Raw genomic sequence first — 14,853 nt, 5'->3', positions numbered from 1 at the left:
GTCTTCAGGCCCGTCTTCTCGCCGTACGGTGGCGTTGCCGCCGTACCGGAATCAGCAGGAGAGCGACGGCGCTGATCACGGTCACCACGACGATGCCACCGGTGACCGACCACCGGTGCACCGCCAGCATGCCTTGGGCGATCAGCAGATCGATCGCGATCGCTCCGGCCACGGACACCACCGTGCGGGCGAAGGGTTCCAGCCCCCGCAAGCTGGCGCCGAGCGCCGATGCCGGCGCGGCGAGCAGGAAGAACAGCGTGAACGGGCCGCGCAGCGGCGAGTCGGTGCCGTTGAGCGCGAGGAACGCCCCGACCCCTGCGACGACGACCGCCGCGCCGGCGAGCAGGGGGAACAGGCCCCTCCCCGGATCCTGTCCCGGTCCCCCGTCCTTACCTGATGACGGTGGCTTGATGCGTATGGTCTGCATTGGCGACTTTGCCCCCCGAAGCGCCGGATGCCGGGCTTCAATGTGGCGCAGTGGGCCGGGGGCCGTCAAGATGCGGAGGCGCCACCCACAGGGCATCGGCTCCGTTCGCACAGGTGTTGCCCGGAAGTGCGGGTGCTCCGGGGAACCGGCGTCCGGGCCTCGAGCGGTGTTACGGGGCCGTCCTCGGGACAGCGTTCAGTGAACCGCTGCCCCGAACACGGGGATTGACGCTCCGCCGGGCGAATGTCATGCGCGCGTGGTCGAACGGGACGGTGAACGGACCGCGTGCGTCGTCACGCGCCGAAAGTCTTGGCATGGACACTTCCTGTCAACACGCGTAGCTGCTACCACAGTTGTGGCAGAGATCCTGCTAAAGGGAGGTTCCATGATACGTTCCCGATTTGCGGCGTACGTGACTTCACTGCTCCTGGCCGTCGGCTTCGCCCTCACCGGGGCGGCCGCGGCGCAGGCGTCCCCTCAAGCGGCGGCCACCGGCTATGTGGCCCTCGGTGACTCCTACTCCTCGGGTGTCGGCGCCGGCAGCTACATCAGCTCCAGCGGCGACTGCGACCGCAGCACCAAGGCCTACCCCTACCTGTGGCAGGCCGCCCACGCCCCTGCATCGTTCAGCTTCATGGCCTGCTCGGGCGCCCGTACGACGGACGTGCTCAACAATCAGCTGGGCACGCTGAGCGCGTCGACCGGTCTCGTCTCCATCACCGTCGGCGGCAACGACGCCGGGTTCGCCGACGTCATGACGACGTGCGTGCTCCAGTCCGACAGCTCCTGTCTGTCGCGGATCGCGACGGCCAAGGCGTACGTGGACTCGACCCTGCCCGGCCGGCTGGACAGCGTCTACTCGGCGATCAGTGCCAAGGCCCCGTCGGCCCATGTGGTCGTGCTGGGCTACCCCCGTTTCTACAAGCTCGGCACGACCTGTCTCGGGCTGTCCCAGACCAAGCGGTCCGCGATAAACGGCGCCGCCGACCACCTCGACGCCGCGATCGCCAAGCGCGCCGCCGACCACGGCTTCACCTTCGGCGATGTGCGCACCACCTTCACCGGCCACGAGATCTGCTCCGGCTCCTCCTGGCTGCACAGCGTCAACTGGCTGAACATAGGCGAGTCCTACCACCCGACCGCGGCCGGCCAGTCCGGCGGCTATCTGCCGGTCCTGAACGGCGCGGCCTGACGGTCATGAACTCGAGGGGGAGGCCCCGTCCGTCGGGGTCTCCGTCTCACAGGTCACCGAGAACGGCACGGAGTCGGACGTGACCCGCACCGGATCGCGCACCTCCACACCGATCTTGTTCTGCACCGAACCGCCCGCGTCGTACGTGGTCACGACGACCTGCCGCTGCTGGGTCCGCCCACCGTCCGCGGGGAACGACAGGGTCTTCCAGCCGGGGTCCGAGACGTGTCCCGTCCCGGTGACCCAGCGGTAGGTCAGGTCGACCGGCACCCGGCCCACGGTGAACGTGGCCGTGAACGCCGGGGCCTGCGCGTCCGGCGGCGGACAGGTCCCGGAGTAGTCGGTGTGCACGCCGGTGACCGTCACCCGGACCGACTGAGCGGGCGGGTTCGTCGTACGACCGCCTCCGCCGTTTGAGGTGCCTCCGCCGCTCGGAGCGGGGCTCGAGCCGGTGTCCGTACCGGGACCACTGGAGTTCGTGCCGTAGGCGTCGTCGCTGTGCGTGGACCCGCTGCTGGTACCGCCGTTGCCCCCGCCGTTCTCTCGGTTCACCAGCACGTATGTCAGCCCCGCCACGGCCAGTACCAGGGCGGCCAGACCCGCGATCAGGACCACGGCGGCACGGCGGTCGCGCTCGGGCGGCTCGGCGGGGGTCCCGTACCCGGGCCGGGACTCGGTGGTGGGGACATGGGCCGGCTGCGCGGGCGTGGGCGGCTCGCTCCGGTACGCAGCGACCGTCGGCGTGTACGCCGGGACGGCGCCGGTGCGCGGGGTGCCGCCCGCGCCGACGATCCGCAGGTCCCGCTCCGCCTGCTCCGCCGGGATGCGCTCCGCCGGATCCTTGCGCAACAGCCCCTCGATCACGGGGGTCAGCGGACCCGCCCGCCGTGGCGGCGGCAGTTCCTCGTCGACGACAGCCCGCAGAGTGTTCAGCGGAGTGTTCTGCCGGAACGGCGAGTTGCCCTCGACCGCCGCGTACAGCAGCACGCCGAGCGACCACAGGTCGGACTCGGGGCCCGGGGTGCGGCCGAGCGCACGCTCGGGGGCGAGGAACTCGGGCGAGCCGATGACCTCGCCGGTCATGGTCAACGCGGAGCTGCCCTCGACCATGGCGATGCCGAAGTCGGTGAGGACCACCCGGCCGTCGTTGGCCAGCAGCACATTGCCGGGTTTGACGTCGCGGTGCAGCACTCCGGCCGCATGCGCGGCGCGCAGGGCGGCCAGCACCTCCGCGCCGATGTGCGCCGCACGTTGCGGGGAGACCGGCCCCTCCGCGTCCAGCAGGTCCGACAGGGCGATGCCGCGGATCAGCTCCATCACGATCCACGGCCGCCCGTCCTCGTGGGCCACGTCGTAGACCGTCACGACATTGCGGTTGGCCACCCGGGCCGCCGCCCAGGCCTCCCGTTCCAGCCGGGTGTACATGCGCTGGACCTCGGACGCCGGAAGTCCGGCCGGGGCGCGCACCTCCTTGACGGCCACCTCGCGGTGCAGCACTTCGTCACGGGCGCGCCATACCGTCCCCATGCCGCCCTGGCCGAGCGGGGACAGCAGACGGTAACGGCCCGCGATCACACGTTCATGGCCTGGATCTTCGGACACGGGCGTCCCCCATTCGCATCCGCGTGATGTATCCACTCCGCGCGTTTTCTCCCCAAAAGTAGCTCAACCGAGCGCGGATGCGGCCCCCTTGAACAGCAGTCCGGCCCCGAGGGCCACGACGACGAAGGCCGACCCGAGCGGCGCGGTCCTGCGCACCAGCGCGGCCATCGGCCCGGCGGTCCAGCGCGGGCGCCGTTCCAGTACGCGGTTCATCCCGCTCCCCAGCTTGACCACGGCGACCCCTGCCGCGGTCAGTGTCAGGGCCAGGCCGACGCCGTAGGCGACGACGAGCAGGAGCCCGAACCAGGCCTGGCCGAGCGCCGCGGCACCGACCAGGACGACCACGGCGGAGGGGCTGGGCACCATCCCGCCCGCGAAACCGAGGAGGATCGTGCCCCGGAGCGTGGGCGCGGTGGGGTGGGTGTGCGTGACCCCGCCGTGGGTGTGGGGGATGCCGGCGTCATGCCGGTGACCGTGTTGTCCGTGTGTTGGGTGGGTGTGGCCGTGATCGTGCGTGTGACCGGAGTGTCCGGGTGCCCGGCCGTGCCGGTGCGCCTCTCCATGGCCGTGACGTCGGTTGTGCCACGCCCGGCGCACGAGCGACGCGCCGGCCAGGGTGACCAGGACACCACTGGCCAGGCCCAGCCAGGCGATCACCGACGGCGTCGCCGCGGAACCCGCCGTGACCAGCAGCCCCAGGGTGACCACGCCCAGGGTGTGGGTGACCGTCACCGACGCGGCCAGGGGCAGTACGTCCTTGAGCCTCGCCCGGCCGCCGCGGGCCGCCGCGGTCGCGGCCATCAGGGTCTTGCCGTGGCCGGGCGCGAGCGCGTGCATCGCGCCGAGGCCGATCGCGATGACCAGGGCGAGCGCGGCGAAGCCGAAGGTGAGGTCGTGCCGGGCGACCAGGTCGTCCAGGGCCCGGGTCCAGCGGTCGGCACCGCGGGGAAGGACGGAGGCGGCCGGTGCGTCCGCCCGCTCGCCGCCCAGGGCGGGGCCCCCGGGCCGCACCCGCAGGGAGGCCGTGACCGTATCGGCCGGTGAGGAGAGCAACTGCGCCGGGTAGCCGGTCAGTTCGCGGGACACGGAGCTTTTCGGCACGTTCGACGCGAGGAGCGTCGTTCGGTCGCCGCGTGCGGTGATCTCGCGCCAGCCCGGCCCGGTGGCCCCGCCCGCGCTCCGGAAGCCGAGGCCGACGGTGCCGGCCTTGGGCAGCGGCGCCGTCAGCCGGCACTCCACGCGCAGGGTGTTCAGGCCGGCCTGACCGGGCCGCAGCCGGGCGTGGCTGGTGCCGACGGTGAGCGGCACCGAGCGCCCGCCGACGGTGAGCCTGCTGCCCTCGGCGGCCTCGGCGCACCGCCGCCGGGCCCAGCCGGTCAGACCGAACTCGGCGATGTCGGGCTTGGCCTGGGTGGCCGGGATCTCCGCGAGGTCCTCGACGTGGTCGATGCGCAGGTGTCCCGGGGCGGCGACCAGGCCGTCGTAGCGGTTGACGGTGAAGTTGCCGAGCGGGTGGGCGCTCGCGGGGCCCGAAGGGACCAGAACGAGAGCGCAGGCGGCTGTGAGGACCGCCGCGCCGGAGGCGACGAGGCGACGGAGGTTCACTTCATCGCCTCCAGGGCCTTGCGGGCCTCACGTGCGCCCAGCGGTGAGAAGCCGGCGTTGAGCTCCAGGGCCGCGGTGAGCGAGGCGCGGGCCCGGTCCGCGTCACCGGTGGCGCGCTCGATCATGCCGCGGTGGTACAGGAAGGTCGCGTTGCGGTAGCCGGTGGCCGTGGCGCGCCGCGCGTACGGGAGGGCCTCCGCGTCACGTCCGTTGACGTGCAGCGCCCAGGCGAGGGCGTCCGCGGTGTGCACGGTGTGGCGGCGCCTCCACTCGGCGCGAGCCGCTGTCAGCGCGGCCCTGCGGTCGCCGTGGTCGGCGGCGGCGAGGGCGGTGTCGAGGTCGGCGTCGACGCCGTTGGCCCGGGCCAACGAGACCCAGGCGTCCACCAGGGCGTACTGGTCACGGGCCTTGTCCCGGTCGCCCCGCCTGCCGCGCACCTCGTACAACTCGCCCAGCGCCACCAGCGGTTGGGGAAGCGGATAACGGTCGACGACCAGCTCCATGCCGCGGATCGCGTCCTCGATGTCGCCCTGGGCGGCCTGGGCACGAGCGCGTCCTTCGAGTGCCGGAAGGCAGGTGTCGTCCGCGGCCAGCGCGCGGGCGTAGTGAGCCAGGGCCGTCCTGTCGTCACCCTGGTTCCAGGCCAGCTGGCCCAGTGCCGTGGCCACGTACGCGATGTCGCCGCGGGAGGTGGCCGTGGCGAGCGCCTGCTCCAGGACACGGCGGGCGGTCCCGACGTCGCCCCGCAGTTCGTGGACGTAGGCGTAGCGGGTGAAGACCGGGACGCCGGGGCGGCGGGAGCCGGCAAGGTCCGCGGCCTTCGAAGCGTCCGCGTAGCGGCCGAGTTCGACGAGCGCGTCGATACGGGAGGACAGGGCCCGCTCGCTGTACGGGTTCTGAGTGAGGGCCAGGTCCGCGTACCTGAGGGCGCCGGTGAAGTCGTGGCGGGCCGCGGCCAGGGCGGCGCGGCCGGCGAGTGCGGCGTCGTTGCCGGGGCGCAGCCTCAACGACCGGTCGAGGGCGCGCTGCGCCTGCGGATAGCGGGAGGGGTCGCCCTTGCCACGGGCCTGCTCGACATACGCGAGGCCCAGGGTCGCCCAGCCGCCGTGGTCCCGTGGCTGGGCACGGAGGTGAGCCTGCAGGGCACGGATGCCCGCGTCGAGATCACCACCGGCGAGCAGTTCGGGGGAGACACCGCCGGGGGAGGAGGCGACGGGGACCGTACCTCCGCCGTCCCGAACAGCGCTGATGACCACGGTGCCGGCGATGAGGGCGACGGCCAGCGACGCGGCACAGAGCCCGAGCTGCGCGGCCCGCCACCGCCGCCCGGACGCCGAGAACCGCCGCAGGGCCACGACGCGCTCGTGGGTGCGGCCGGACGGCTCGGGGACCACGTCTGTGCCGTCCTTCGGACGGGACGACGACTTTCCGGCGTCCGGGGAGCTCCGCTCGGGCGTGGTCTCCGCCGCGCGGGAGGTAGGGCTCGCCTGCCCGGCCTCCCGCCGGTCGCCGGGCCCGTTCTCCGGCGCGCTCTCGTTCGTACGCGGGGACATGCCCTTCTCCTCGATCTCCTGGGCGGAAGCGGTCGTTGTGGGGGTGGGGCGGCGCGGCCCGCGCCGTGGGGGATGGAGGGGTACGGGCCGCGCCGGTCGAGAGGACGGGGCCGTGGGGACGGCCCCGTCCGGTGGGCGGTCAGTACGGCCGGTAGCGGCTGGTGCGCCGGCGCCACCAGAACACCGCGGTGCCGATCAGCAGCACCCCGGCGACGCCCGCCGCCGCGGAGCTCGCGATCAGCGTGGTGTCGGTACCGCTCGTACCGGTCGGCTGGAGTCCGCCGCCCAGTTGGCTGCGCACGTCGGTGCCGGTGCCGGTGCCCTTGGCCAGCGGGCCGCGCGAACCCGAGGCGGGTTCGGCCAGATACGGGAAGGAGCGGCCGAACTCCTTGTCGTTGGCGTTGACCGCGTCACCCAGGTCGTTCTTGGACCCGACCAGTTCGCCCTCGACGACCTGAAGAGCCTCGTCGAGCACGTCGTCGGTGAGCCGGCGCCCGTTCGGGAATCCCGCGTTGTCGCCGTCGAGCACGCCGAGCCGCTTCGGGGAGACGGTCGGCTTGATCGAGGTGTTGAGCCGCAGCTCCTCCGCCGGACGTACGTGCGGCGGCTGGTTGAGGCCCTTCACACCCTTGAGGAAGACGTCCACGAGGTCGTTGCGCGGCTCGGCCGGCGCCTTGATCTTGTAGATCGCCTCGATCAGCTTCGGCACCTCCGGGTTGGTCACGTTCTTCAGGAACTGCCCGTCGTTCCACGGCGCGGACGCGTTGAACCTGTCCTTGTCCTTCTGCGGGTTGACGACCTCGTTGACGAGCGGGTTGCCGAGCCGCGAGACCTGCGTCCAGTCGCCGCGTGCGTCCTTGCGCTGGACCGTCGACCAGATGCCGACGATCGGCTGCTGTGCCGAGGATCGGATGTAGTCGTTCGGCACCTGCAGCGCCAGGGAGTTGACGTTGTATCCCTTGAGCGTGTCGTTGCCGACCTCCGAGAGGTTCCCGCCGTACAGCAGGTCGAAGACGCGCAGGTCGGCGAAGAACGGGTCGTCCGCCTGCCCGGCGAACGTCGTCGAGCCGCCCGCCAGCTCGTGGACGGCCTGGTCGCGCAGCTTGCCGTAGTCCGGCATCGACGCCTTGCCGACGTTCGACGGGGCCACCGGCACGTCGTCCGCGATCTTCGTCCGGGAGACCAGCTTCTGGTTGTGCAGCTTGAGCAGGTCGATGTCGTACGTCTGGGTGATGTTCAGGTCCGGGTCGTCAAGGCTGGTGACCGGACCCGTGTTGTAGAGGAAGGTGCTCTTGTTCTTCGTGTGTGTCTTGAAGGTGTAGCGGAAGAGCAGTTCGCCCTGCGCGTCACCGTTGTTGTCGATGTGGATGTCGTACTGGGCGTCGTCCGCGAACGTGTAGAAGTTGGGCCCGCCCGCCGGTTCCTCGAACGGGACGAAGTTCGCGATGACCGTCGTCGTGTCCGGCTTGTCGGGGCTCACGAACGCGTACAGGTCCGTGTTGTCGTACTGCGGCTGCCCCGAGATCAGCGGGGCTTCCCGGTGGGAGGAGGCGGAGGCCGCCCCCGGTTCCAGCGCGGTCACGCCGGCGGCTGCGAGCCCCCCGGCGGCCAGCGCACCACAGATGAGGGCCGCGATACTCCTGCGCCCCGAGCCGCTCCTCGCGTTTGGTGTCATGCCGTCCGTCCTCAGTGCCAACTTGCCTGACGCACCGGGATTCGGAACTGCCGCCGCGGCGGATTGGTCGATTCTGAAAAATGTTTTCGTGCCTGTTCGACCCGCGTTTCGGGCCCGCTGATCCGTATCCCATCCGAGGGCGCGAGCGCAGCGAATGCCACAGTGGAGCGAGCAGGCCGTGCACGGCGGCGGAGAGGGGGGTCACGGGTGGAGGCGGACGAACTTCTGGTGCTGGTGGCCGGGGGTGACCAGAAGGCCTTCGAGGAACTGTACGGACTGGTGTCCGGGCCGGTGTTCGGCCTGGTACGCCGGGTGGTGCGGGACCCGGCGCAGTCGGAGGAGGTGGCCCAGGAGGTGCTGCTGGAACTGTGGCGTTCCGCCCCGCGGTTCGACCCCGGACGCGGCAGCGCCCTGTCCTGGATCCTCACCCTCGCGCACCGCCGCGCGGTCGACCGGGTGCGCAGTGCCCGCGCCGCCGGAGAACGCGAGCAGCGCGAGGCCCGGCGCGCCCACCACCCCGCCTTCGACCAGGTCGTCGAGGAGGTGGAGGCGGGTCTCGAGCGCGAGTGGGTGCGCCGCTGCCTGGACCGGCTCACCGCCCTGCAACGCCAGTCCGTCACACTCGCCTACTACGACGGTTACACGTACCGTGAGGTGGCCGAGCGGCTCTCACTGCCCCTCGGCACGGTCAAGACGCGGATGCGCGACGGACTCACCCGGCTGCGCGAATGCCTGGGAGGAGTCGCATGAGCGCCCCGTACCGCCTGTCCGGGGCCCGGCGCACCCGCGCGGTGCCGCTGCCGGACCACGCCCTCCGTACTCGCGGGGGAGGTGGCGCATGAGTCTCTTCTCCCGTCTGCGCTCCGGCGATCTGCACTCGCTCGCCGCCCCCTACGCGCTCGACGCCCTCGACCCCGACGAGCGGCGGCGGTTCGAGCGGCACCTCGAGGGCTGCGACCAGTGCGCCGCGGAGGTGCGGGCCCTGTCCCAGGACGCCGTCCGCCTCGCCTGGTCCACGACGGCCATCGCCCCGCCGGGGCTGCGCGACCGCGTCCTCACCGCCGTACGGAGCACTCCTCAGGACCCCGCACCCGTACCGGATCCGCCGGCGTCCCGGGCACGCGCTCCGCATCTACCGCCGCATGTGTGGGGCGCAGAACCGCCACCCGCGCGCGTGCGTGCGCCCCGGCTTCGCCCCCTCTTCGCCCCCCTCGCCACGGCCACGGCCGCGGCTGCACTCGTCGTCGCCGCGCTCTTCGGCGTCCAGGCCGCTCAGACGCAGGACAAGCTCGACGCCGAGCGCGCACAGGCGCGTGAGATCGCCCACGTCCTCGCTGCCCCGGACGCCCGTGCGACCAGTGACAAGGACGCCGAGGGCCGAGGTATCGGAGTAATCGCTTCCGCATCCGAGGGGCGCGCGGTTGTGACTCTCAGCGGGCTCGATGCGTTGCCCGGTGGGCGCGTACATCAACTCTGGCTGATGCGCCCCCATGCGCAACCTCGCTCCCTCGGGCTCTTCCACGGCGACACGCCCCTGGTCGCGAGCGGTCTGACCAAGGCGGCGACGTCACTCGCCGTGACGGTCGAACCCGAAGGCGGATCACCGAAGCCCACCAGCCAGCCGGTCGTCCAACTCGCCCTGCAATCCCTCGGTTTCGGACAGTAGTCGTCAACCCCCTTACAAGGAAGGTGAATCCTGTGCCCGCGATACACGAGTGCCGCCTGGGAGCGATAGGGTTACTCTGCCCGGGCCGGGTGGACTCGTACGGGTGGGGAGTGACATGGAACAGATAACAGTGCGCAGGGCCAGGGTCCCTGCGATCACCTGCGGGAGCAGCGCGACCAGTTCGCGTCTCGACCGCCATCTCTCGGTGCTGGCGGGTCCTGCCGTCCCGCAGCGTGAGACGGCCGAGGCGACCTCACTGATGCGCGAGCTGACCGCACATGACTCCACGCACGAGCGCAGTGCCAGGGGTAAGCGAGTGAGCAAGGTCTCCCTGTTCGCGCCGCTGCGCCGGCTGCGTCGTTCGCTGTTCGGCGGGCGCTGAGCTCCGGCGTTCCTCATCATGGCGCCCGCGACGCGGGCGCTCGGCAAGGGCCCGCGCTCAGGCCGCCGCACCGTCCCGGCGCAGCACCGCGACCACGTCGTCCGTCATCCCCACGGCAGGCGGCAGCGCCCCGGTGTGCGTCCCGAGCGCGGGTACATTCCCCGTCCGTGTCTCGTTCCCGCCCGGCAGCGTGATCGACGGCAGCAGCGCTCAGGGTCCCCGCCCCCACCATCCGCCACCGCTCTCCGGCCGTCGGCGGCGGATGGTCGGCCACGGCCCACAGCTCCCTGAGGTGCGCGTATACGATGGCGGTCGCCTCCGGGCCGGGTCTCCGCCTCGCTCGCGTCGAGCGCGCCCAGCGCCGGCCGACCAGCTCGTCCATGTGTTTCCGTCGAGGCGCTGACGGCGTGCGCCGGCCGGGTGCGCGCCGAGGGAGTGCAGCGTGCATCGCATGGCGCTGGGAGCATGCCCAGGGAGCGGTGGCTTCCCGGGCGGCCGGTCACCTCTGCCCGTCAGCCGTTCACCGTTCCCCGTGGGCGTAGCGACGGACGGCGAGGGGGGCGAACACCGCGATCAGCACCGTGCACCAGGCCAGCGACCCGGCTACGGGGTGGGCCACAGGCCAGGCGGCGCCACTGGGGAGGGGTGCGTTGCCGAAAAGGGCGGGCCGGGGGCCGAAACCGGCCTACAGCCGTGCCGACATCGCGGCCGCCGCGGTGCGGATCGCCGACGCGGAAGGGCTCGACGCGGTCTCCATGCGCCGGGTGGCGGCCGAGCTCGGCTGCGGCACCATGTCGCTGTACAACTACGTCCCCCGCAAGGAGGACCTGTACGAACTGATGGTGGATGCCGTCAGCGGCGAGCACGAACTGTGGGAGCCGTCGGGCGACTGGCGGGCCGACATGCTGCGGGCGGCGCACCAGACCCGCGGCCTCATGCGCCGTCACCGCTGGCTTCGGCGCCTGATGTCGAGCCTCTACGGCTTCAGCCCCAACGCCCTGCGCTACCTCGAGCACTGCCTGGCCTGCCTCGACCCGCTCGAGGTGTCCTACGGCACCAAGATGGAACTGGTCGCGATGGTCAACAGCGTGGTGACCATGTACGTGGCGAACGAGCTGGCCACCGCCGAACGCGCCCGGTCGTTGCCCTGGTCGGAGGAGCAGGAGAGCGCGGTGCGGATCGCCTGCCTCGGCGGGCGGATCGCCACCGGCGCGTGTCCGCGGATGGCGGCGGCCTTCGCGGAGGACGCCGGGCCGATCGACCTGGAGGCGGTGTTCGAAAGGGCGTTGGGGCGGGTGCTGGACAGCTTCGAGCCCAGGAGCTAAAGCAGCGCGAACTGGCCCGCAGGGCCCTCCTCGTGGTGGTCGAGCACCGACGCCGGCCGGCGTGCCGCGGTCGGTACCGGCAACACCCCTGCCGTGCGCAGCGCGGTGGCCGTGAGAGGGGCGGTCACCTCCCCTGAGGCCTGCCGCGGACGCAGCTCCGCGAGGAGCGCGAGGATCGTGATGAGCTCCAGCAGCTCGGACGTCCAGGTCTGTGGCCAGGTCGCCGGGCGGATCGCCTGCAAGGTGCCGGGCCCGGCCTCGAAGGTCCGGGCCGCGAACCACTGCTCCAGGACGCGGTCCCCGCCCACCTCGAAGTCCCAGGCCTCGGGCGGTACCGGGGAGATACGGCCGTCCTCGAGGTGCAGACTCTCCTCGCCACGGTCGTAGTGCAGCGTCAGGGGGCGTCCGGGCAGCGGGGCACGGACATAGGGCCGGCGGCCGCCGGGGAGCTTCGGTCGCTCGCCGTCGCGGCGCATCAGCCAGAGGATGCGGTGTCCCAGTTCGACGCCGTGCGTCCAGACGTCCGGGTCCTCGGTGAGGGGGACGGCCGGTCCGCCGGGCCCGGGACGTACCGTCGCCATGGTCCAGGCGAGGACGTCCACCGGGGTGGGGGACAGGCCCAGACGGGCGCCGAGGTGGTCCAGCAGGCCGGGCGTCAGGTTGGGTTCGACGCCGCCGGGACGTCGGTACAACGGGCGGATACGGCGGGCCCGGAGTACGGGCGGCAGCGAGGTCGCGAGCAGGACCGGGCCGGGCGAGTCGGGCACGGCGGCCGTCTCCACGGCGAAGATCTGGTGCTCGTCCGCGACCCGCCACAACTCCGGTCGAGCCACGTCGATCAACCGGTGGTCGGGGATCAGCCACTGCTCGTCGAACGGCGCGTGCAGGACGCGGACGGGCTCCGGGCAGGGGCCCGAGGCACGCACCAGCTTCTCGGTGCCGCCGGCCCGGCCCGGCAGTTGTCCGACCGCCGAGTACAGCGTGCGCGAACGCGTCGGCTCCAGCAGTGCCTCCCGGTCGGGCCCTTCGGCCTTCACGAAGGCGTCCCATCGTGCCTTCAGCGAGGCCGGGTCGGGCGCCGACGGCCAGGCGCGGCCCGGCCGCAGGGGTGCGACGGACCACGGTATGAGGTCCGCGAGCAGCGGAGCGTCGTCGTGCGTCACGCTGGGCATCGTACGACGTGGTCAGGTGGCCTCGAGGGTGACCGTGAAGGAGAACCGGTCCCCGCGGTAATGGATCACCGCCACGTCGAGCGGCCGCCCATTGGCGTCGAACGTGATGCCCGTGTAGTGCAGGATGGGGCTGAGCAGCGGGACTTCGAGCAGGCGGGCCGTCTCGGGATCGGCCAGCCGTGCCTGCACGGTGTCCGTGATGCGGCTGATGTCCGCACCCACCACGTCCCGCAGCACCTTGGTCATCGGCCACCGCACCAGGTCCTCGCGGTCGATGCGTTCGGCCAGTTCGGGACGGACGTAGTTGCGGGCGTGATTGGTCGGCTCGCCGGTCTTCTCGTCGCTGCGCAGCCGGTGGTACGTCGCCACCTCGGCGAGATCCGGGAAGTGGTCGGCGAGTTCCGCGGGCACCGGGGCCCTGCCGTGGTCCAGCAGTTCGGTCGTCATCCCGGACTGCTGTGCCACGATCGCGTCCACCGAACCCAGCAGCCGCACCGGGGTGCCCCTTCTCGCGCTGGGCTCGATGAATGTGCCGCGCCGGCGATGGCGCGAGATCAGCCCCTCGTCCTCCAGCTCCTTCAGTGCCTGCCGCATGGTCAGCACGCTCACCCCGTAGTGCCCCGCCAACTGCTCCTCGGTGGGCAGGCGCAGCGGGTCCCGGGGCGAACGGCCGAGTATCGAGGCGCGCAGCGACTGCGACACCTGGTACCAGAGCGGCAGCTTGCGGTTGAGGACGATCGAATCCGGGGCGAAGGAGGTCACGGGCTATCCGTACCGGTCGTGGGCGCTCAGTGCAACGGGCGGAAGTGACGCTCGAGGCCCTGCCAGACCCCGTCGTACCCACGTTGCAGGTGATCGGCGCGGGCCGCGTGTGCGGCCAGGGTCACCGGCCAGCGGGTCTCGAACATGAACGCCAGCCCGTCATCGATCTTCCGGGGGCCGAGCTCGGCGGCGCTCGCCTGCTCGAACGTGTCCCGGTCGGGACCGTGCGCCGACATCATGTTGTGCAGCGAGCCCCCGCCCGGCACGAAACCCTCCGCCTTGGCGTCGTACGCACCCTCGACGAGACCCATGTACTCGCTCATCACGTTCCGGTGGAAGTACGGGGGCCTGAAGGTGTCCTCGCCCACCAGCCAGCGCGGCGCGAAGACCACGAAGTCGACGCCCGCCAGACCGGGAGTGTCGCTCGGCGAGGTCAGCACGGTGAAGATCGACGGGTCCGGGTGGTCGTAGCTGATGGTGCCGATCACATTGAAGCGGCGCAGGTCGTAGACGTACGGCACATGGTTTCCATGCCAGGCGACGACGTCCAGCGGCGAGTGGTCGTACATCGCCGACCAGAGGTTGCCGCAGAACTTGTTCACCACCTCGACCGGGCCCTCGACGTCCTCGTACGCGGCGACCGGCGCCCGGAAGTCCCGGGCGTTGGCAAGGCCGTTGGCGCCGATCGGGCCGAGGTCGGGAAGGCGGAAGGGGGCTCCGTAGTTCTCGCAGACATAACCGCGGGCGGAGCCGTCGAGCAACTCCACGCGGAAGCGGACGCCCCGCGGAATCAGCGCCACCTCGGCGGGCTCCACGTGCAGCAGCCCGAACTCCGTGCGCAGCAGCAGCCCGCCGCGCTCCGGCACGATCAGCAGCTCGCCGTCGCCGTCGCTGAAGACGCGGTGCATGGAGGCGTTGGCGTGATACAGGTGCACGGCCATGCCGGTGCGCTGAGTGGCGTCGCCGTTGCCGCCGAGCGTCCACAGGCCCGCGAGGAAGTCCGTCCCCGGGGCCGGCTCGGGCAGCGGGTTCCAGCGCAGCCGGTTGGGGTCGGGCACCGTCTCCGTGAACGGCGCCGAACGGATCATCCCGTTGTCCGCACGGCCGAACGCCGGGTGGGCGGCCGACGGGCGGATGCGATAGAGCCACGAGCGCCGGTTGTGGGCCCTCGGCTCGGTGAACGCCGTACCGCTGAGCTGCTCCGCGTACAGCCCGAGCGGCGCGCGCTGCGGTGAGTTGCGGCCCTCGGGCAGTGCGCCCGGCACCGCCTCCGAGCTGTGCTCGTTGCCGAAACCGGAGAGATAGGACAGCCCCTCCGCGGTCTTCCTCGCGTCCCCGCTCATCGCCGCTCCCTCATCGCTGATTCCTATGCATCACCGTAGGATTCGGTGATCGGGTGCGCAAGGGGGCAGGCGGACATGAGCCCCGAGAGTGCCCGAGTCGCGGGACCGCCGGGCCCTCGAGGGCGGAAGAACCAGCCCTGAGGGGGATT

The 14,853-nt window shown here is 71.8% G+C and carries 13 protein-coding genes and 1 pseudogene; 5 read left to right on the top strand and 9 right to left on the bottom strand.

Features of this window, described 5'->3' with window-relative positions; translation table 11 throughout:
• Positions 1–4: 4 nt before the first annotated feature.
• Entirely contained in the window at positions 5–427 is a 423-nt protein-coding gene (locus VXC91_RS05175; protein WP_329505426.1) for a hypothetical protein, read from the bottom strand.
• A 385-nt stretch (positions 428–812) separates the two neighbouring features.
• Here VXC91_RS05175 and VXC91_RS05170 point away from each other — a divergent pair, with 385 nt between their 5' ends.
• Positions 813–1,619, top strand: a complete 807-nt coding sequence (locus tag VXC91_RS05170) for an SGNH/GDSL hydrolase family protein (RefSeq protein WP_329505425.1) — start codon at positions 813–815, stop codon at positions 1,617–1,619.
• Between the two features lie 3 nt (positions 1,620–1,622).
• On the opposite strand, the gene VXC91_RS05165 is transcribed toward VXC91_RS05170, so the two are convergent.
• The 4 genes from VXC91_RS05165 to VXC91_RS05150 form a co-directional block, all read right to left on the bottom strand.
• Entirely contained in the window at positions 1,623–3,221 is a 1,599-nt protein-coding gene (locus VXC91_RS05165; RefSeq protein WP_329505424.1) for a serine/threonine-protein kinase, read from the bottom strand.
• 63 nt (positions 3,222–3,284) lie between these two features.
• A complete protein-coding gene (locus VXC91_RS05160; RefSeq protein ID WP_329505423.1) occupies positions 3,285–4,826 on the bottom strand; it encodes a HoxN/HupN/NixA family nickel/cobalt transporter in 1,542 nt (513 codons plus the stop codon).
• On the bottom strand, positions 4,823–6,379 hold the full coding sequence (locus VXC91_RS05155; RefSeq protein ID WP_329505422.1) for a tetratricopeptide repeat protein: 1,557 nt from the start codon (positions 6,377–6,379) through the stop codon (positions 4,823–4,825). The genes VXC91_RS05160 and VXC91_RS05155 overlap by 4 nt, the downstream gene beginning before the upstream one ends.
• 139 nt (positions 6,380–6,518) lie before the next feature.
• Complete coding sequence (locus VXC91_RS05150; RefSeq protein WP_329505421.1) at positions 6,519–8,054, bottom strand: DUF4331 domain-containing protein; 1,536 nt, start codon at positions 8,052–8,054, stop codon at positions 6,519–6,521.
• Between the two features lie 162 nt (positions 8,055–8,216).
• Between VXC91_RS05150 and VXC91_RS05145 the strand changes: the two genes are divergently transcribed.
• The 3 genes from VXC91_RS05145 (at position 8,217) to VXC91_RS05135 (ending at position 10,102) form a co-directional block, all read left to right on the top strand.
• Entirely contained in the window at positions 8,217–8,804 is a 588-nt protein-coding gene (locus VXC91_RS05145) for a sigma-70 family RNA polymerase sigma factor (RefSeq protein ID WP_329505420.1), read from the top strand.
• Between the two features lie 88 nt (positions 8,805–8,892).
• Positions 8,893–9,720: an anti-sigma factor gene (locus VXC91_RS05140; RefSeq protein WP_329505419.1), complete on the top strand. Its 828-nt coding sequence runs from the start codon at positions 8,893–8,895 to the stop codon at positions 9,718–9,720.
• 115 nt (positions 9,721–9,835) lie between these two features.
• Positions 9,836–10,102 (top strand): hypothetical protein, encoded by a 267-nt coding sequence (locus VXC91_RS05135; protein WP_329505418.1) that lies wholly within the window; start codon positions 9,836–9,838, stop codon positions 10,100–10,102.
• Between the two features lie 520 nt (positions 10,103–10,622).
• Here the strand turns inward: VXC91_RS05135 and VXC91_RS05130 are convergent.
• A pseudogene (locus tag VXC91_RS05130) lies at positions 10,623–10,763 on the bottom strand (ABC transporter permease); the annotation flags it as partial.
• Here VXC91_RS05130 and VXC91_RS05125 point away from each other — a divergent pair.
• On the top strand, positions 10,753–11,427 hold the full coding sequence (locus tag VXC91_RS05125; protein WP_329505417.1) for a TetR/AcrR family transcriptional regulator C-terminal domain-containing protein: 675 nt from the start codon (positions 10,753–10,755) through the stop codon (positions 11,425–11,427). The pseudogene VXC91_RS05130 and the gene VXC91_RS05125 overlap by 11 nt on opposite strands.
• On the opposite strand, the gene VXC91_RS05120 is transcribed toward VXC91_RS05125, so the two are convergent.
• From VXC91_RS05120 to hmgA, 3 genes are read right to left on the bottom strand one after another with little or no spacing between them, the layout of a single operon-like run.
• Positions 11,424–12,599, bottom strand: a complete 1,176-nt coding sequence (locus VXC91_RS05120) for a type ISP restriction/modification enzyme (protein WP_329505416.1) — start codon at positions 12,597–12,599, stop codon at positions 11,424–11,426. The two genes, VXC91_RS05125 and VXC91_RS05120, sit on opposite strands and share 4 nt — an antisense overlap.
• Before the next feature lie 12 nt (positions 12,600–12,611).
• Positions 12,612–13,361, bottom strand: a complete 750-nt coding sequence (locus VXC91_RS05115) for a GntR family transcriptional regulator (protein ID WP_329505415.1) — start codon at positions 13,359–13,361, stop codon at positions 12,612–12,614.
• A gap of 26 nt (positions 13,362–13,387) precedes the next feature.
• Positions 13,388–14,704, bottom strand: coding sequence for a homogentisate 1,2-dioxygenase (hmgA, locus tag VXC91_RS05110; protein ID WP_329505414.1), 1,317 nt, complete (start codon positions 14,702–14,704; stop codon positions 13,388–13,390).
• Positions 14,705–14,853 lie beyond the last annotated feature (149 nt).

Source organism: Streptomyces chiangmaiensis (assembly GCF_036281785.1).
GTDB lineage: Bacteria > Actinomycetota > Actinomycetes > Streptomycetales > Streptomycetaceae > Streptomyces > Streptomyces chiangmaiensis.
This window is presented reverse-complemented; position numbering and strand designations above follow the sequence as displayed.

Excerpts from the sequence above, each read along its gene's own strand:
- VXC91_RS05175 (WP_329505426.1), bottom strand. The coding sequence starts at position 427 with ATGCAGACCATACGCATCAAGCCACCGTCATCAGGTAAGGACGGGGGA.
- VXC91_RS05140 (WP_329505419.1), top strand. The coding sequence starts at position 8,893 with ATGAGTCTCTTCTCCCGTCTGCGCTCCGGCGATCTGCACTCGCTCGCC.
- VXC91_RS05120 (WP_329505416.1), bottom strand. The coding sequence starts at position 12,599 with ATGCCCAGCGTGACGCACGACGACGCTCCGCTGCTCGCGGACCTCATA.
- VXC91_RS05155 (WP_329505422.1), bottom strand. The coding sequence starts at position 6,379 with ATGTCCCCGCGTACGAACGAGAGCGCGCCGGAGAACGGGCCCGGCGAC.
- VXC91_RS05150 (WP_329505421.1), bottom strand. The coding sequence starts at position 8,054 with ATGACACCAAACGCGAGGAGCGGCTCGGGGCGCAGGAGTATCGCGGCC.
- VXC91_RS05170 (WP_329505425.1), top strand. The coding sequence starts at position 813 with ATGATACGTTCCCGATTTGCGGCGTACGTGACTTCACTGCTCCTGGCC.
- VXC91_RS05135 (WP_329505418.1), top strand. The coding sequence starts at position 9,836 with ATGGAACAGATAACAGTGCGCAGGGCCAGGGTCCCTGCGATCACCTGC.
- hmgA (WP_329505414.1), bottom strand. The coding sequence starts at position 14,704 with ATGAGCGGGGACGCGAGGAAGACCGCGGAGGGGCTGTCCTATCTCTCC.